This is a genomic window from Paraburkholderia steynii, assembly GCF_900100565.1.
Lineage (GTDB): Bacteria > Pseudomonadota > Gammaproteobacteria > Burkholderiales > Burkholderiaceae > Paraburkholderia > Paraburkholderia terrae.
Window position 1 is genome coordinate 68,215 of the sequence record NZ_FNDI01000034.1, and the last position, 19,771, is coordinate 87,985.

General features: G+C 61.2%; 8 protein-coding genes. 3 read left to right on the plus strand and 5 right to left on the minus strand.

Annotated features, from left to right (window positions below; translation table 11 throughout):
• Positions 1–14: 14 nt before the first annotated feature.
• The 5 genes from glyA to BLT65_RS39085 form a co-directional block, all read right to left on the minus strand.
• Positions 15–1,271 (minus strand): serine hydroxymethyltransferase, encoded by a 1,257-nt coding sequence (gene glyA / locus BLT65_RS39065; RefSeq protein ID WP_091788634.1) that lies wholly within the window; start codon positions 1,269–1,271, stop codon positions 15–17.
• A gap of 66 nt (positions 1,272–1,337) precedes the next feature.
• Positions 1,338–2,549 (minus strand): M24 family metallopeptidase, encoded by a 1,212-nt coding sequence (locus BLT65_RS39070; protein WP_091788636.1) that lies wholly within the window; start codon positions 2,547–2,549, stop codon positions 1,338–1,340.
• A gap of 159 nt (positions 2,550–2,708) precedes the next feature.
• Positions 2,709–3,710: a GlxA family transcriptional regulator gene (locus BLT65_RS39075; protein ID WP_091788638.1), complete on the minus strand. Its 1,002-nt coding sequence runs from the start codon at positions 3,708–3,710 to the stop codon at positions 2,709–2,711.
• A gap of 242 nt (positions 3,711–3,952) precedes the next feature.
• Positions 3,953–5,443, minus strand: coding sequence for an arylsulfatase (locus BLT65_RS39080; RefSeq protein ID WP_091788641.1), 1,491 nt, complete (start codon positions 5,441–5,443; stop codon positions 3,953–3,955).
• 159 nt (positions 5,444–5,602) lie between these two features.
• On the minus strand, positions 5,603–7,039 hold the full coding sequence (locus BLT65_RS39085; RefSeq protein WP_091788643.1) for an anaerobic sulfatase maturase: 1,437 nt from the start codon (positions 7,037–7,039) through the stop codon (positions 5,603–5,605).
• 346 nt (positions 7,040–7,385) lie between these two features.
• Between BLT65_RS39085 and BLT65_RS39090 the strand changes: the two genes are divergently transcribed.
• The 3 genes from BLT65_RS39090 to BLT65_RS39100 all read left to right on the plus strand — a co-directional run bounded on the left by BLT65_RS39090 (position 7,386) and on the right by BLT65_RS39100 (position 19,752).
• Positions 7,386–7,787 (plus strand): YidH family protein, encoded by a 402-nt coding sequence (locus BLT65_RS39090; RefSeq protein WP_208545869.1) that lies wholly within the window; start codon positions 7,386–7,388, stop codon positions 7,785–7,787.
• 61 nt (positions 7,788–7,848) lie between these two features.
• A complete protein-coding gene (locus BLT65_RS39095) occupies positions 7,849–8,700 on the plus strand; it encodes a bile acid:sodium symporter family protein (RefSeq protein ID WP_091788646.1) in 852 nt (283 codons plus the stop codon).
• A gap of 465 nt (positions 8,701–9,165) precedes the next feature.
• Positions 9,166–19,752: a VCBS domain-containing protein gene (locus BLT65_RS39100; protein WP_091788648.1), complete on the plus strand. Its 10,587-nt coding sequence runs from the start codon at positions 9,166–9,168 to the stop codon at positions 19,750–19,752.
• Positions 19,753–19,771: the final 19 nt, after the last annotated feature.

The window sequence follows — 19,771 nt, forward strand, 5'->3', positions numbered from 1 at the left end:
TCGCAGTCAAACCATCAACGGTCATACACCGGCAATCGCGCGCAAAGCTGCGCAACCTGCTCGCGTACGCGGGCTTCCGTCTGGGCGTCACCCAGATGATCGAGCACATCGCATGCGAGCGATGCCGTGAGCTTCGCATCGTTCTCATCGAAGCCACGCGTGGTGAGTGCAGGCGTTCCGATGCGGATGCCGCTCGTCACGAATGGCGATTGCGGATCGTTCGGCACCGCGTTCTTGTTCACGGTGATATGCGCGCGGCCGAGCGCGGCGTCTGCGTCCTTGCCCGTGATGCCTTTGTCGATCAGGTCCACCAGGAACAGGTGATCGTCGGTGCCGCCCGATACGATCTTATAGCCACGTTCGATGAAAACGGCCACCATTGCACGCGCATTGGCCAGGGTCTGCTTCTGATACGCAACGAACTCCGCGCCGAGTGCCTCCCTGAAGGCGACCGCTTTCGCCGCGATCACGTGCATCAGCGGGCCGCCTTGCGTGCCCGGAAAGACCATCGAGTTGAGCTTCTTTTCGATCGCTTCGTTTGCGCGCGCGAGAATCAGGCCGCCGCGCGGACCGCGCAACGTCTTGTGCGTGGTCGTCGTCACGACATCCGCGAACGGAATGGGATTCGGATAAAGACCCGCGGCAACAAGGCCCGCCACGTGCGCCATATCGACGAAAAGATACGCTTCGACACGATCGGCAATCTCACGAAAGCGTGCAAAATCGAGCACACGCGAGTACGCAGAAAAACCCGCAACGATCATCTTCGGCCGATGTTCAAGCGCGAGCCGTTCGACTTCGTCGTAGTCGATCAACCCGGTCGATGCATCGACGCCGTATTGCACCGCATTGAACACCTTGCCCGAAAACGACACCTTCGCACCGTGCGTCAGATGACCGCCGTGCGCGAGGCTCATGCCGAGAATGGTGTCGCCCGGTGCGAGCAAGGCCAGATACACGGCTGCGTTGGCCTGCGAGCCGCTATGCGGCTGAACGTTCGCATACGCTGCACCGAAAAGCTGTCGGGCCCGTTCGATCGCGAGCGACTCGACCACGTCAACATGCTCGCATCCGCCGTAATAGCGCTTGCCGGGATAGCCTTCCGCGTACTTGTTGGTCAGCACCGAACCCTGTGCTTCGAGCACGCGTGGGCTCGTGTAGTTTTCCGACGCGATCAGTTCGATATGATCTTCCTGCCGTTGCCGCTCGAGCAGCATCGCATTCGACAGTTCGGGATCGAAGCCTGCGATCGTCTGTTCTTTTGAAAACATCGGTGAAGCCTCCTGCCATGATTGATCGCCTGCGGCGTATGCCGCAGGCCTTCGTGCTATCGGCCCCTAAGCCCCGATGATGTTGTGGTCCGGCCCATACGGAAAATGGGTGATGTTGGTCGCGCCCTTCTCGCCGATCACGAGAATGTCGTGCTCACGGTAGCCGCCGGCGCCCGGCAGGCCTTCCGGCAGCATGATCATCGGCTCCATTGAGACAACCATGTTCGGCTCCAGCACCGTATCGATGTCTTCGCGCAATTCGAGGCCGGCTTCGCGTCCGTAGTAGTGGGACAGCACGCCGAACGAATGGCCGTAGCCGAACGTGCGGTACTTGAGCAGCCCGTATTCGGCGTAGATCTTGTTGAGTTCATTCGCGATATCGCAGCAGCGCGCGCCCGGCTTGATGAGTTTGAGCCCGGCTTCATGCACCTCGACATTGACCTTCCACAGCCGCAGATGCTCGTCCGGGCAATGATCGAAGAACATCGTGCGTTCGAGTGCCGTGTAGTAACCGGCGATCATCGAAAAGCAGTTCAGGCTCAGGATGTCGCCCTTCTGCACCTTGCGCGTCGTCACCGGGTTGTGCGCGCCATCGGTATTGATGCCGGACTGAAACCACGTCCACGTATCCATCAGTTCCGAATCGGGAAAGCGGCGCGCGATTTCGCGCACCATGGCCTGCGTCGACGCCAGCGCCACTTCGTGCTCTGGCACGCCTTCATGCACGGCGGCCGCGAGTGCCGCGCCACCCACGTCGCACACATTCGCGCCATGCTTGATCACTTCGATTTCTTCCGCCGACTTGAGCATGCGCATCCGCATGGTCTGCGCGCTGATGTCGACGAACTCGACGGACGGAAGCGCGGCCTTCAGTTTGCCGAGTACTTCGACGGGCATCTGATCGAACTCGACGCCCACGCGCCCCTTGTTCTCGATCTCGCCCTGCACGGCACGAAAGAAGTTGTCGCGCTGCCAGTCGGTATACACCACGTTGTAATCGCCGACGGTACGACGCCACGGTTGTCCGCCGTCGATATTCGCCGAGATCGATACGACCTTCCTGTCCGTCACGACCAGCCCGTACTTGCGGCCGAACGAGCAGTAAAGAAAATCCGCGTAATAGTTGATGTTGTGATACGAGGTGAACAATACGGCGTCGATGTTCTCGCGCGCCATCAGCTCACGCAGCTTGCCTTGACGGCCTGCGTATTCGGCATCCGAGAAAGTGTGCTTCACTTTCTCGCCGTTCTCGATCCGGATCAGGTTCTCCAGTTTCATGCGCTCGACTCCTCGGTGAAAAATGCTGTGGAAGTGAGCGAATGTTAGGAGTGTGGTGATTCAGAATATTTCTCGATACGACGTCAGACTCTCTATTTTCGACATAGAGGGTTAACCACAACGGGGCTCGGAGCGCGCGTCGCGGGTGGATTTGGAGGCTTATAGCGCCTTTTGATAACGCCTGCGGTCTGCCATCGGCGTGATGTGAAACTGCGCCTTGTAGCGGGTCGCAAAATGCGTCAGCGAGGTAAACCCGGTGCGTGCGCACACTTCTTCGAGGGACTTTGCCGTCCGGTAGAGCAACTGCCTCGCGCGCAACAAGCGGATTTCCAGGTATGCCTGCGCGGGCGTCTTGCCTAGCCGCTCTTGAAACCAGCGTTCGAGTTGTCGCTGCGAGACTTCCAGAAACGTCGCAATCTCCGCCACCGAAAGCGTTTCCTCGACATTGCTCTCCATGACCTGCAGCGCCTCGTCCAGTTTCGCGTGCTCGGCACCGATGTACTGCCGCAACGACGTGACCTGACGTTGTTCATGACTGCGCCGCTCGGCGATCAACAGTTCGAGCACGCGCGCGGCGAGCGAATGACTTCCGGGCGGCAGGCCGAGCAGATGAATCATCAGATCGAGCGGCGCAACGCCGCCGCTGCACGTATAGCGGTCGCGGTCTACCTCATACAGGCGGTTCGACACCGTGAGTTTTGGGAATTGCTCAAGTAGCACGTCCTGGTCTTCCCAGTGAATCGTGCATCGATATCCATTGAGCAGACCCGCTCGCGCCAGAAAATAGCTGCCCGTGTCGAGGCCACCCAGCGCGGTCCCACTGCGCGCATGTAAGCGCAGCCAGTCCAGTACGGCGCCGATCCCCTTGCGTGGAATCGGATTGGGCCCAACGACGAAGACGGCGTCGAACTTGCCGGCTTCCGCCATCGATGTGTCGGGCATCACGCGAATCCCGTCGCTAGAACGTACGTATTCGTTGCTCGCGCCGATCAGTTGGTATTCGTAGACCTTCCGTTCGATCAGCATGTTCGCGATTCGCAGCGGATCCACAGCGGTGCCCAAGGCGATCAACGAGAAGTTGTCCAGCAGCAGAAACCCGTAACGCGTGACACGCAAGTCATGCAGTCCGGCATCGAGGCGAGTTTCATTGGATGACGACATGACTGGTCAGCGGAGATGAGGAACAAACACGCATCATAGCCGCAGAGGGCACACAATCGGCGTCAGATCGGCCGGGAATCGCTTCAGTTGCGAGCGGACAGCCCCACGTCACGGCAGCGGCACCGAAGGTTCAGTCACTTCCAGCGAAGGCACCTCTGGGCGACGCAATGGGGCAGACGTAAAGAAATGGCCCGACAGTCATCCGACTGCCGGGCCACTCTGTATCCACCGCCGAAGGCAGTTCAATGCCCTGCGCCACCGCCCGCGTCATCCAGTTGCCGCAACACCGCGTCGAGGTTGAACGACGCAGCCTTCTGACGAGGAGGAAACGCCTTGAAGTTCTCGATCTGCGTCGCCACGACCGCTTGCATTGCGTAGATCAGGTACGCATGGGCAATCATCCAGTCGTAGTAGGTGTTGGAGTTTTCATCTGCGCGCTCGAACGGATCGCGTCGAAGATTGAACATTTTCGGAATCCGCAGCGGAACAAAGGGTTCCGCCCAGCACGCCAACTGTTTGGCACGCTGCTCTCGAAGCACGACCTTCCAGTCCTTCACCCGAATCGCCATGATGTCGCCATCATCACTGATATAGAAGAACGATTCGCGCGGACTTTCCTTCACCTCTCCAGACAGGTAGGGAAGCATGTTGAAGCCGTCCAGATGAACCTTGAACGTCCTGTTCCCGACTTTGTGTCCTTTCAACAGCTTTCCCTTGATGTCCGGCTCGCCAGCCGCCGCGAGCAAGGTCGTCATCCAGTCCTGATGCGAGACGATACCGTTGAGAACCGTACCAGCGGGAAATTTTCCGGGCCATCGAACAAACGCCGGGACACGCCAGCCACCTTCCCAGTTGGTGTTCTTTTCAGCGCGGAACGGCGTGATGCCAGCGTCCGGCCAACTGTTGTAGTGAGGTCCGTTATCCGTCGAGTACATGACGATGGTATCGTCGGCAATGCCCAGATCATCCAGCTTGGCGAGCATCTTGCCGATGTTCTCGTCGTGCGCGACCATGACGTCGTTATAGTCGCCCTGACCGCTCTTCCCCTTGTGCGCCTCGGCGCAATGGGTGCGGAAATGCATCGCTGTCGTGTTGTACCAGAGAAAGAATGGCTTACCTTCTTTATGGCATTTATCGATGAACGCAGACGCGTGCTGCGTCGTTTCATCGTCAATGGTTTCCATGCGCTTTCTGGTCAGCGCGCCTGTATCTTCGATCTTCTGCCCGCCCTTGCCATCTGACCAGCAGTGAAGCACGCCCCTCGGACCAAAGCGTTTCTTGAACTCGGGATCTTTTGGATAGTCAGGATCTTCAGGCTCTTCCTCTGCATTCAGGTGATACAGATTGCCGAAGAACTCGTCGAAGCCGTGCATGGTGGGCAGAAATTCATCCTTGTCGCCCAGGTGGTTCTTGCCGAACTGACCAGTGACGTAGCCCAGCGGCTTGAGCATCTCCGCGATCGTCGGATCTTCCGCCGACAACCCAAGATCAGCGCCCGGCATGCCCACTTTCGTGAGCCCTGTGCGAATCGGATTCTGCCCGGTAATGAAAGCTGCGCGACCTGCTGTACAACTTTGCTGCGCGTAGTAGTCAGTGAACGCCACGCCCTCGTTGGCAATGCGATCGATATTAGGCGTGCGATAACCCATCTGCCCGCGGCTATTGAAGCTGATGTTCCACCATCCGATATCATCGCCCCAAAGAATGAGGATATTTGGTTGCTTTGTCGCCATGATCGCTTCCACTCCTATCAGATAAGGCCCGGTCAGCTCTGCCCAACCAGGGTGAAGAGGCTGCATCGAACACCGAACTGTGGCAGCAACGCGTCGCTCGCCAGTCCTCGCGCTGCAAAGCAGGAGCGGCAGTACACGTCTAAGGACGCGCTCTGCTCATCATGAAGCGCGTCGCTCCCCGGTGGTCGTCGCATCGAATGCGGAAGGCGGTGTGTCGCTTCCGTGACAAAACCTGAATTTCCGTCCGCTCCCGCATGGACATGGCGCATAAGCGCCCCGCCGTTTATCTTCGATAGCCGTGATTGCCATGATGTCCGAGGGCGGCCGCCCAGAGCGAAAGAGTTTCGCCATCGTCTCCATGGCAGGCCGTGAACGCTTGAAGAACAGTTCCAGCCCGGGGCAGAGATAGTTCTGCCCCTCCTCGCCGTCGCGTGAAAGCGCGAAGCGGTCCTTAGGGCAGCCGCCATTGCAGAGCGCCCTGACTTCGCACTGGCGGCACTGGCCTGTCAGAGATTCAAGCTTGTTCAGCCCGAACTTGCGCTGTTCGGGTGATGCCATCAGCTTGAGCATGTGTGTCTCGTGGATGTTCCCCAACCGGTATCCGGGCTCGACGAAGTGGTCACAGGAATAGAGATCACCGTTGTATTCGAGCGCCGGTCCGAGGCCGCACGTCGGCGCGTGAATACATAACAGATGGCGGCCAAACAAGGCTTCCAGCGTGACATCGAACAGTTGCACGAATACGCGGCCCACATCATGGCGCACCCATTCTTCAAAGATGTCCATCAGAAATACGCCGTACTGCTGCGCACCCACTGAACGCTCGGTAACCAGATTTCCCGTCTGGGTGTAAAGCACGCGCTTGCTGCCCGGTTGTTCGCTCCAGCCCCGGTTCGCTACTTGAATCGTCTGCTCGGTTGCGCGCTCAATGATCGGGATGAACTGCATCCACTTTGCGCCTAGTTCATCGCGAAAGAAGCGATAGACAGAGCGACCGTGATGCTGGTTGGCCGCGTTCACCGTACACAGAATGTTGAACTCCACGCCATGCTTGCGCAGTTGGCTCCACCCACGCATCACGAGATCGAACGTGCCTTGTGCGCGACGATCGACACGAAAGGTGTCGTGAAGCTCTCGCGGACCATCGACACTGAGTCCGACGAGAAAGTTGTGCTGTTTGAAAAACTCGCACCATTCGTCGTCAAGGAGAATGCCGTTGGTCTGAAACGTGTGCTTGACGACTTGCCCCGGCCTACGATACTTCTCGACCAGTTCGACGGCACGTCGGAAAAATTCGACCTTCATCAACGTGGGCTCGCCGCCCTGCCACGCAACGATGATTTCCGGGGTACGGTGCGATTCGAGCAACTGGCGGATATACGTGTCGAGCGTGCCCTCCGACATCCGGTGCTTCTCGTTCGGATAGAGGGCTTCCTTCGACAGAAAGAAGCAGTACTTGCAGTCGATATTGCAGGTGGAGCCGCTGGGCTTGGCTAACAAATGAAAACAGGGTGGCGCGTCGGGCGGCCTGGTTTCTGCCGTCAGGCGATCGTCGTCACAGGATGCTGCGGTGCAAGACGGCAATGTGGCCTCCATTGCGGTGATCTCCCGTGTAGATATCAGAGTGCCAGCACGTTGCACAACATTGCCTGCCGCACGCCTTGACTGCGTCATCGGCATCTCAATCGGCATTCCCCTGGTTAAAGGACGATTCGCAGCGCAGACGTGATTGGTATTTAAGTCAGCTTGTGTCAGGAAAGCAAACGTATTTTGTTGCCGGACGATTAAAGGGTCGATGCTCGCCGATACGGCCGGGTATTAAGCGACGATCTAGATGCAGACACTTCACGGCAGACAAACTCTCGCAATCACGCCGCTTGTGAACTAGATTGATTTGAGGTTGGCGTTACAGGGCTTCGAACAGGCCATTTGGAGAGTTGGCGTGGTTAATGCAGAAGCACGCTCAGCGAACGAGTTGGCCGAAGACCGGACCACGCTCGCGTCGACACGCACCCTAATGGCTGCCGATCGCACCTTGATGGCGTGGATACGTACAGCGCTTTCGATGATCAGTTTCGGCTTTACGATCTACAAGGTGCTTCAGGGTTTCAAGGATGCAGGGGTCCATCTGGCGCATCCGGATAGTCCTCGAAGCATCGGCCTGTTCCTCACCGGCATGGGCACGGTCTCGATGTTGCTAGGCACGATCGAGTACTGGCGGACCATCGTGAGGCTCCGACAGTACCAGCAGGTCAGCATCTGGCGGCCGGCCTTTTTCATCGCGCTGGTCATGGCCTGTTCGGGCAGCTTCGTCTTTATCAGCATCATCATCAGATTGCTGTGAGCAACCTCGACTTCACCGTCCGACGCAGAACCCGGTGGTTGCGCTATCAGGTGCGAGTGTCATGACTGAAATCCTGATGATCCTGCTGAAGGTATCGGTCGTCTTGACGCTCGTTTCCATAGGAGCGGGCATCTTGCCCACCGACCTGGGCTATCTGTGGCGGCGCCCTGGCTTATTGCTTCGTTCGCTGCTCGCGATGTATCTGCTGGTTCCCCTGATCGCATTTGCCCTGGTGCGGATATTGCCCATCCAGCCGGGTGTCAGGGCGGCATTGCTGGTCCTCGCGGTATCGTCAGGCGCCCCGCTACTGCCGAAGAAACTCAAGAAACTAAGTAGCCAGCAATACATCTTTAGCTTGCTGATCACGTCCTCTCTTATCGCCATCGTCGTCGTACCGCTGTGGGTGGCGCTGCTTAGCGCTTACTACGAGGTCGCGGTCGAATTATCCTTAAGCACTGTCGCACTGGCGATAGCCAAAGCAATTTTGCTGCCCATCGCGATTGGCATGGTGTTACGCGCGATTTTCCCCGTCTGGTCGGAGCGGCTGTCCGACCGGTTCATTGCAATTGCCGATATTCTCCTGGTCACGTTCGGCATCATCCTTCTGGCCATCCATTGGCAGTTGCTGCTAAGCATAGGCTGGGCCGATGTACTGGCGCTTGCGGCACTAATGATTTTCGCACTGGCGATCGGTCAGCTTCTTGGCGGGCCCAAACGGGACGATCGAACGGCACTGGCCATTGCCTGCGCGACCCGGCACGTCGGCGTAGCGTTGATCGTCGCCGCAGAGTTTGTGGGCGTAAGAACTGCCGTCCTTATCGTCGCCTATTTTCTCACCGTCCTGTTGATCTCGGGCTGCTACCTGACCTGGCGACGGAAACAATTCACTTCGCCGAAAGCCTCGCTTCAATAGCGCTATCAACGTGCGTAGAAAGCCGCATCGTTTCATCCGAAGCCACAATCAGCTGATTGTTCCGCTTTCTGTCACGCCTTGAACTCCCGACACATTAATCTCGCTAGCGCTTTAGCAGCGCTAACACATATGACATTCGAGAAGTTACGCAACTGTTCAATACGAGCGACTAGAATTGATCGGAGAAAACATGGAAATGACCAGGCGCTAGTAACGCGAATGCCATTACGCAAATACGTCTTTTGGATTTGACGACTTTGGTGGGTAAAGACGTAGCAGACGTATCAGTAAAGCACATTCGTAAAGTCGGTAAATTTGTCGCCATACAAGCTTATAAAGTTGTCGTGGAAACGTGGTGAACGTTTCCACGTTGTGCGGCGGTACCGGCCCAGTTAAACGCGCTGAAGTCACCGAGAACAGGCATGGACGGCGACTCACTGCTCATGCCACCGGGATTGAAACGAAATGCCCATCAAACTCCCATCGTCGAATGCATTCGATTGCTTCCGGCCACGAAGCCATGCGCTCGCGTTAGAGCCAAGAATCCTGTTCGACGGTGCGGCAGCTTCTGCAGCGGACCAGCAACACCACAGCGATCCCGCTCACACCGCCAGCACGACGGATCATGCGTCCGCGAGCGAGCCGCGCATCGTCCCCTCTGCAACTACCGCACCTGTCGCGCGAGCGGATTCGTCCGCCCCCGCGCCAGCCGCGCCGCCACCCGCTGCGCAAAACCTGGTCGTGCTGGATAGCCGCGTCGAAAACGGCAGCGAACTGATTGCAAAGTTGCCCCCCAACACGCGGCTTCTGGTCATCGATCCCAATCAGGATGCCGCGTCGGCCATCAGCAGCGCGTTAGCGTCGATCGGTAAAGTCGACTCGATCCAGATCTTCTCGCACGGTGCGTCCGGTCAGTTCACGCTCGGCAATCAGACCTTCACCAGCGGCAACCTCATGCAGATGGCTGCCGCGCTGGGCGCATGGCGCAATGGTTTGAACGCAGACGCGGATATCGAACTGTACGGCTGCGATGTGGGCGCGGGTGCAGCAGGCAAGGCACTGGTGCAGGAACTGGCGGGCATCACGGGTGCAACCGTCGGTGCGTCGAGCAACGCAACGGGCAGCGCAACCTTCGGCGGCGACTGGACACTCGAAGTCACGAGCGGCGTGATCGACAAGCCGATCGCACTGAGCGCGGACGCCCTTACCCACTTCGACGGCCTGCTCGCCGACGCAAGCCCGACGGCCACGTTGTCGACGGCGGGCACAAACGTGCTGCTCGGCGACTCGTTCACGTTCACCGTTTCCTTCACCAACGCGTCGAGCCAGGTGGGTTACGCGCCCTACATCGATCTGCTTGTACCCGTGACGGGCAAGGACGGCAACGATGGCGTGACCTTTGTTTCAGCGTCTTATCTAGGGCAAGCGGTCACGTCGTTTGTCGTCACGTTCGATGCAAACGGCAATGCGATTCATCCGCTCGCCAAAGACGCGAACGGCAACCCGCTCGTGATCAACGCGGCAACGTACGGCTTGCGGCCCGGCGATGAACTGGTCGTGCTGGAACTGCCTTTCGGGAGCGTCTCACAGGGACAACCCGCCATCGCCGTGCAGGTGACAGCCCGATTGAGCGATCTGGCCGACACGGCGTTCTCCAACGGCAGTCCGGACCTCACGATTCAGGCACGCGGCGGCTTCCAGTTCGGCAACGACCAGCTCGACAATCCGACCACCGACCCGGCACTGGTCGAGTCGTCCTTGCAGGATTTCGTCGTGCATCCGACGGTCGTCACGCTTCAGCAGACAGTCAATATGACCGAAGGCGAAACGGTTAGCGGCCCGAATTACGTTCATACGGAAACAGTTACCGCCACGCCGGCTCCTGGTCAGACACTCAGCCACGTCGTCGTCACGCAGAACATCCCCGCTAACGTTCAGGTCACCGCGATTACGCCAGGCGCCGGCGGCACGGTGACGTCCGTCACGCTGCAGGACGGCAGCACCCTTACCAATGCAGCTCTGATTACCGCTGCCATCAATAGCGATACCGTTTTCATCCGTTCGTATACGGTTGAGTACGCAACACTCAGTACACCCGCAAGCACGGTGGTGAGTTTCTACGTGCCTGAGACGGACGCACTCGGACAGCCCGTCATCGATCCCGTATCCGGCAGCGATGTCCTGATCTCCTTCGGCACAGCGGCCGGCAGCGGCACATGGGTCCCGCTCGATCCGCGCGATCTCACACCGCCCGCGACGGATATTGCGTTTTCCGGAACCGCCGACGGCTCGGGTACGACCTTCGTCGCCAAAGCCGTCACGCTGCAAAAGCAGGTGGCGATACAGACCGACACGGGCACGGCGGGCGTTACACCGGGCGACACGCTCGCCTATACGCTCAACATCGATATCTCCGACTATTTCGCCGCCGGTCAGACCCTGCTCGGTCAGGGCCAGTTCGTCATCACCGATCTTCTAAGCGACGGTCAGACGCTCACGGGGACGCCAACTTTCACCTATACGTCCGCAGGCGTCGCGCACACCGTCGCGCTCCTGAGCACGAGCACGGTCAACGCGGACGGCACGACGACGATTACGTTCGACATCGGCGCGTCGATCCGTGCGGCGAGCGGACAGCAGATTGGCGGCCTCGCCGGCGATCTCGCATTCGACAACGCCCTGCAGGGCGCCACGACCGCGAGCATCGTCTATACGGCCGTGGTCGACCAGCGCTACACGACAGCGTATGCGCAGAGCGACATCAACGAAGGCGATGCGCTCGGCAACAATGCGGGCGTCGCCGCGAGCCTGCTCGTCGACAACCTGAACCTGACGGGCGGCTCGGTTTCCGACCAGTCTGCGACGACTAGCGTCGTACCGACTCACAACGTCGACATCGAACTGACCTCGGTCAACGGTGGCGCCCCGCCCGCGAGTGGCGAACTGAACCCGGGCGACGTCGTCACGTTCACCCTCACTTACGACCTCGTCACGGGCGACTACGAACAGTTGGCCTTGTCCGCCTACCTGCCCTTGCCGCTGCTCGATGTTTCGGGACTCACCTGGAGCCAGGGAACGGGCGTCGGCCAATGGTCCCTTGGTGCGGGCAATACCAATCCGGGCGCGCTCGTCAGCGTCGCGGACGGCAGCGGAAATTCGCTCGTCTTCGACTTCGGCAGCTTTGCCAGCAACGCAGTCGGCGGCCCGACGATTCAGGTGCAGTTCACGCTGCGTGTAGGCGATCAACCGTACGCCGATCAACGTTCGCTCGACGTGCTGGCGCAGTCCAGCCAGGTCACGACAATCGCTCACAATCCGCTCGTGTCATCCGACGTCGCGGTGATCGTCTCGGTTGCCGAGCCGACGCTCGCGATCAAACAAGGCGTGGTCTCCAGCAGCGAAGGAACGATTACGGGCACGACGGGCACATGGAGCGCGCCAGGCAGCGCAGGCGCGCCGTTTGCTGGCATCGTGACGGATCTCGCTGCCGTGGACGGCAACGTAACGGGAATCGACGCGGGCGACACGCTGCGTCTCGCCACCGCCATCGAGAACACGGGCGGCGGCGGCGCGTTCGATGTTTCCACCAGTGTCACGTTACCGACCGGCCTGCAATTCGTCGGCGGGAGCCTTGCCACGTCGGGGCTCAAGATCTATCGCGGCGACGGCACGCAACTCATCGCGGGTATCGACTACCAGGTGTCGGGCGACACCATCACGTTCCTCGATGCAGGCAACGTCGCCACATTGCTGCCCGGACGCAACGGCACCACGGCCGATACAAACGGCTCGAACATCGTCGTCATCACCTACGACGTAACGGCCGACGCCGGCATTCCCGCCGCCAGCAGCTTGCTGACGACGGCCACGCTGAGCAACTACGCGAGCGTGAATAACGGCACCGACTTCACGCCCGTCGATCTCACCGACACGGCCACCGAACAGATCGCCTCGCCTTCGATCACCGTCCAGTATGCGGGCGGCTCACTGGATAACGGCGACTCAAGCGCCGCGCATACCACGGGCAGCGATCTTGTCATTGGCGAAAGCATGCAGTACGACATCGTCGTCACGCTGCCCGAAGGCAGCACGCAGAATCTGCGCATCGACGACCTGATACCCGCCGGCCTGCGTCTCGACCCCAGCTTCAACGGCGGTCTCGGCTATCAGCTGATCACGACGGCCGCGGGCAGCGCCGCGCTCGGCGCGGATTTCAACGGCACCGTGACGGTCGGCAGCCTCGCCGGTTTGTCGGGCACGCTGGGCGGCGATGGTGTCGGCGGACGCTGGACCTTCACCGTGTCGAACGCGACGGCCGACAACAACACGGGCAACAACACCTTTGTGATCCGCGTTCAACTGGTCGCGAGCGACGTCGCGAGCAATCAGGCGGGCGTCACCTTGACGAACACGGGCCAGCTCGTCTTCAGCGATCCCGATGGCGACACGCCCAACGGTGCCGCCGCCGTCGACCGCACCGTGGCGGCGACGGGCACTGCGCCCACTGTCGTGATACGCGAGCCGACGCTCCAGGTGACCCAAACCACGGCGACCAGTCCGGGACTCGGCGTCGATCAGGGCGATACGGTCGAATATGACATCACGATCAGCAACGGCGCGTCGGCGACTGACTTCAATGCTTTCGACATCAGTTTTCTCGATGCGCTGCCTGCCGAACTCGGCAATCTGACGCTGCTCGGCGTCACCTATCAGGGCGGCGCGACCAACAACGGCGGCACGGACTTCGAACTGGTCGGCGGCCAGTTGCGCACGGCGGCGGGCGCCAATATCGACATTGCCAAAGGCGGCAGCATCACGCTGCGGGTATCGGGCACGGTGCTGCCCGCCGCGGCAAGCGAGGCGGCCTTCAACAATACGGCGAGCGTGCAGTGGACGAGCCTTAACGGAGCGGCGGCAGGAACGGCCGATCCCGCTGGCGAGCGAACGGGTCTCGACGGCACACTCAACAGCGGCGTGCTGAATGACTATCAGACGCGTTCTACCTTGACCGTACCGGTCGCGCAGGCAGTCATCGTCTCGCGTGTGGGCGGCCTTCCGGATACACCGGCGGCCTCGCCCACCAACGCCAGCGATGAAAACGTCACCGTCGGCGAAGTGATCCGCTATCGGGTGGTCGCGCTGTTCGCCGAAGGCGCGACCAATGATTACAGCCTGCAAATCACGCTGCAGAACGGCTTGAGCTTCATCAACGACGGCACCACCCGCATCGTATTCATCTCGAACAACGGCATTACGACCGACATCACCGATCTGATCACGGCCGGCGTGCTCAACGTGACGGGCAATCAGTCGAGCGCCCAGGCGCAGCCGATTGCCGCCAATCTGTCCGGCGCGGCGCCGACGGGCGTGCTGAACCCGGCGGACATCACCATCACGACCGACGCCAACGGCAACGAAGTCATCACGTTTCATCTCGGCAGCCTGGTGAACCAGGACAACGATCCGGATCGCGAAGGCGTCTCGCTGGAATTCAACGCGCGAGTGGAGAACCAGGCGTCGAACGTCGGCGGCACGGTGCTTACGGCCACGGCCGTCGATCGCTCCGGCACGACCGCGCTATCAACGGCCCAGTCAGTTCGCGAAGACGTCGTCGAGCCGAATTTCACCGGCATGCAGAAGCAGGTCTATAGCTTCGATCCGACCAGCGCGACGGCGGGCCTGGGCACCGCCAATGTCGATATCAGCTTCACACAGAGCGGCGGCTCGCCGGCCTATAACGTGCAGTTGACCGACGCATTTCCGACTGCATCCAACTACACGTTCGATCATCTCGTGATCAACGGCGTGTCGTACACCGCCGCGCAGCTGGCGGGAATTGGCGTGACCGTCGACATGACGAACGGGCTGAACATCGGTTTCGCGAAGCTCGACTCGGGCAGCACGGTCTCCGTCTTCTACTCCGCCGACGCGCCGAACCAGACGGCGATAGCGGCCACCAATGCGACGCTCACGTGGACCAGCCTCCCCGACTCCTTCACGACGTGGGGCGGTTCGAGCGTCGGCGCGCAAGGCACGGCCGATGGCGAGCGCACGGGCAGCGGCACGAGCCCCAACACATACGTGCGCAACGCGGCGGCGGGCCTCGGCGTGATCAGCGGCACACTGTGGGACGACACGGCCTCGGCAACCAGTTCCGCCACGCCGGATGGCCCGGGACTCGCGGGACAGACCGTCACGCTGACGTGGGCGGGTGTCGACGGCAACCTGGGCACGAGCGCCGACAACCTCGTCTACACGACCACCACCGACAGTAACGGCCAGTATCACTTCGGCGTGCTGCCCGTGGGCACATACCAGATCCAGACACCGACAGGCACCCTGAGCTATCCGCAGCCGGTCGGCACGCTGGCGATTCGCATCGACACCGATGCAGCCACGCCGCTCGGCACGATCGCGCTCGCCCTGCCGGACGGCGGCACCGCGAACGCGGACGCCGGTTATGTCGAACAGAACGATGCACCCGTCAACACCTTGCCCGCGACGCCACCGTCGGGCCTCGAAGACACGACGTTTGGCATCGCAGGCCTGTCAGTCGGCGATGTCGATGCAGGCAACGGTAATTTGCAGATCACATTGACGGTGCTGCATGGCACCTTGTCGCTCAGCGGCCTGCCGGCCGGCGTGACCGAATCGGGATCGAATACGGCCGCCTTGACGCTGACAGGCAATCTGACCAGCCTGAACGCCGCCCTCGCGAATCTGCTGTATCTCGGCAACGCGAACTTCAACGGCACGGATACGTTGACGATCAACACGAACGACCTCGGCAATTTCGGCGATCACGACGGCGATGGCATTCCCGGCGAAATCACCGATGCGCTGACCGCTCAGAACACGCTGCCGATCACCGTCATCGCAGTGAACGACGCGCCCGTTGCAGTCAACGACACCGCCGATGCGACAGAAGCGGGCGGCAACGCGAATAACCAGCCGGGCGTCAATCCAACCGGCAATGTGCTGAACAACGATACCGATGTCGATATCGCGACGAATGGCGACTCGCTGCGGGTGATCTCGGTTACCAATCAGAACGGCGCAACGACCAACCTGCCAACCATCGGCCAGAACACCTCCGTGGGCCTCTACGGCTCGCTGACGATCGGCGCGAATGGCGGGTATCAATACGTGGTCGACAACAACAATCCGGACGTGCAGGCACTGCGCGTGGCCGGTCAGACCCTGACCGAACAGTTCACCTATCTCGTGTTCGACGCGTCCAACGCGCGCGCCACCGCTACGCTCACCATCACGATCCACGGCGCGAACGACACGCCCATAGGCGTCGACGACGTGGGTTCCGCAACCGAGGCGGGAGGCGTCCTCAACAGCACGCCGGGCAGTGACGCAACGGGCAACGTGCTAACCAACGATACCGATGTCGACAGCGCAGCGAACGGCGAAACGAAGCAGGTGACAGGGGTCGTCAATCAGCCGGAAAACGCTGTGAACAGCCCGCCAACCCTGGTCACGGCAGGCACCAGCAGCGCCAATGGCGCGACGATCGTCGGCACCTATGGCACGTTGACCATCGGTGCCGACGGCACGTATCGCTATGTCGTCGACAACAGCAACACGGCCGTCCAGCAGCTCGTTCCCACCGATGCGCCGCTCGTCGACACCTTCACCTATCAGTTGACCGATGCTGGCGGCCTGAGCGATCTGGCGCAATTGCAGATCCAGATTCACGGCGCGAACGACAACCCGGTCGCAAGCGACGATGCGGCGACGGCGATTGCAGGTTCAGCCAGCCTCGGCGTGAATCCGGTCAATCCTTCGGGCAACGTGATCACCGATGCGAGCCGCCCCGGCACGGTCGATCAACCAGGCGGCAACGGCATCGACACGGATGTCGACCATACCGACCAGCCGGACACGCTGCTGACGGTACACGGCATCCGCACCGGCGCTGAAAGCGCAGGCGGCGTCCTGACGGGCGTGGCGACGGGCACGACATCGGCCAACGGCACGGTGCTCGCCGGCAGCTATGGCACCCTGCACATCGGCGCCGACGGTACGTATCTCTACGACGTCGACAGCAACAACGCGGCCGTCCGCGCATTGGCGCCCGGCGCAACGCTGACAGAGACATTCACTTATCAGATCGTCGACACGAGCGGATTGACTGACGTGGCGCAACTGGTCATCACCGTGACGGGGGTCAACGATGTGCCCGTCGCGCAGAACGACGTCGCGCAGGCACAGGAAGCGGGCGGCCTGAACAACGCCGCGCCAGGCGTCAACCCGACGGGCAACGTGCTGACCAACGACAGCGACCCCGAGGGCGACGCGCTCTCCGTCATCGGCGTGCGAACGGGCGCGGAAGCGGCCACTGGCAACGCCGGCGTGCCCGGCCAGCCGCTGCAAGGGCAATACGGCTCGCTGACGCTCAACGCCGATGGCACCTATACCTATGTCGTCGACAACAGCAACGCCGACGTGCAGGCGTTGCGGCTATCCACCGACCAACTGGTCGAACACTTTACGTACACGATTACCGATCCGCTCGGCGCCACCGATCAGGCCGAACTCGACATCGTCATCTCTGGACAGAACGACAACCCGGCGGCGCAGGACGATCAGGCGACGGCCGTCGAAGCGGGCGGCACCAACAACGGCACGCCCGGCATCGATCCAACGGCCAATGTGCTGACGAACGATACCGACGTCGATGCAGGCGACAGCAAAACCGTGGACGGCGTGCGCAGCGGAACGGAAGCAGCCGGTGGCAACCTGACGGCCGTGACGGGCGCGACCGCGATTGCCGGCACCTACGGCACGCTGACGATCAATCCCGATGGCAGCTACACGTACACGGTCGACAACAGCCTTGCCGCTGTGCAAGCGTTGATTCCAGGCCAAAGCGTGACCGACGTCTTTACCTACCGGATGCACGACACGGCAGGCGCGGCCGACACCGCGCAACTCACGGTACAGGTCCAGGGCGCCTGGGACGCGCCCGTCGCCAACAACGACTTTGCGCTCGCCGCCGCCGATAACGGCAACGGCAACAGCGTCAACCCGACGGGCAACGTCCTCACGAACGATACCGACGTCGACAACAGCGACCTGCTGACGGGGACCGCGATCCGGGTGGGAACGGAGGCTTCGGGCGGCCTGTTGTCGGCTGTCGCGCCAGGCAGCAGCAGCACCGTGAACGCGACCGTCCTGCATGGTCAGTACGGCGATCTGATCATCGGCGCAAACGGCACTTATCTGTATCGCGTCGATTCGTCGAACCCGGTCGTCATCGGACTCGGTCCGCTGCAAAGCGTGACCGACGTCTTCACATATCAGGTCAGCGATCAGGGCAACCTGTCGGATCTCGCGCAACTCACCGTGATCGTGCGCGGACGCAATGACGCGCCCGTCGGACACGACGACGCCGCAACTGCTACCGAAGCAGGCGGCATCAACAATACGACGCCGGGCCTCGACCCGTCGGGCAACGTACTCACCAACGACACCGATGCCGAAGGCGATGCGCTCCACGTCGGCGCAATTCGTACCGGCGGGACGCCCGCCGTGGGCACGACGGTTGGCTCTGTCGGCGACGCGCTGCAGGGCGCATACGGCGTGCTGACGCTGAACGCGGACGGCACCTGGCACTATGCCGTCGACAACGATCTCGCCGCCGTGCAGGCGCTGCGCACCAGCGGGCAGACGCTGCAGGACGTCTTTACGTACACCGTCGACGATGTCCTGGGCGGCCACACGACAGCCGAGTTGCGTATGACGATCGAAGGCCAGAACGACACGCCTGTCGCGAACAACGACGCAGGCACCGCGATCGAAGCCGGCGGCGTGAGCAACGGCACGCCCGGACAGGATGCGCAAGGCAACGTGCTGACCAACGACACCGATGTCGACAGCGCGGTGAACGGCGAGACAAAGCAGGTCATCGACGTATCGAACGAAGCAGGTCAGTCGGCGAATGCAGGCGATGCGCTTGCCGGGCGTTACGGCCATCTCACCGTGAATGCCGACGGCCAGTACGACTACGTCGTGGACAACACCAACGCCGCAGTCGAGGCTTTGCGGACCAGCAGCGAAACGTTGACGGAGGTCTTCGTCTATCGCATGCGCGACGCCGCCAGCGCCACCTCGCAAGCGACGCTGACCGTCCAGATTCACGGCGCCAACGACGCGCCCGTCGCACACGACGACAGCAACGTCGCCAGCGATCAGACGCGCGCACCGCAAGCTGCTGGCAACGTGCTGTCGAACGACACCGATGTGGACAGCAACGATCATCTGACCGTGATCGGCATCCGCACCGGCGACGAAGCCGGCACGGGCACGAAAGGCACGCCCGGCGCGGCGCTCGTTGGCCGCTATGGCACGCTTGTCCTGAACGCCGACGGCAGTTACACGTACAACATCGACCTGAACAATCCACAGGTGCTCGCGGCTGCGGGACTCGGCCAGGTTCTCCAGGACCCGTTCACGTACACCGTGCGCGACGATGCCGGCGCAACCGATCAGGCGCAGTTGCTCATCAACCTCGACATCTCCTCGCCCTACATTCCGCCGTCTGGAAACGGCTCGTACTGGGGACACGACTCAGCGACGCCTTTTGGGCCGCCACCGTTCTCCACGTTCGAACCCGCCACGTTCGTCACGCCACAGGTGGAGCGGGATGCGTTGCGCGCGCAGGAATCATTCCGCGAGACGGACGGCAGCCAGATCGGCTGGCCGGTCGAGCCGCTCCCGGCCGATGAGCCGGTAGGCGTGGGACTCGGCGTGATGCACGGACAATTCGTCGGGCACATCGTCCGCTTCAGCCAGCGCGAAAGCGCGTTCGACCGCGCATGGATCTTCGGCCGCCACGGACGGACGGATCTCAGCGCGGACGGTCTGCTGTCCGACCCATCTGTATTCGCCCCGCTTCCCGAAAATCTCACCGGCGGCTTGCGGCCGCCTGTCGAAAAAAGCACCGCGCAGACTGCGCAAAGTTTCGCCAACCAGTTAAAGGCTGCTGCACGAAAGTTACCTACAGCACACCAAGGCTCAGAAGATTCCGCCGAACGCTAGCTTTCGGATGAGGGACACG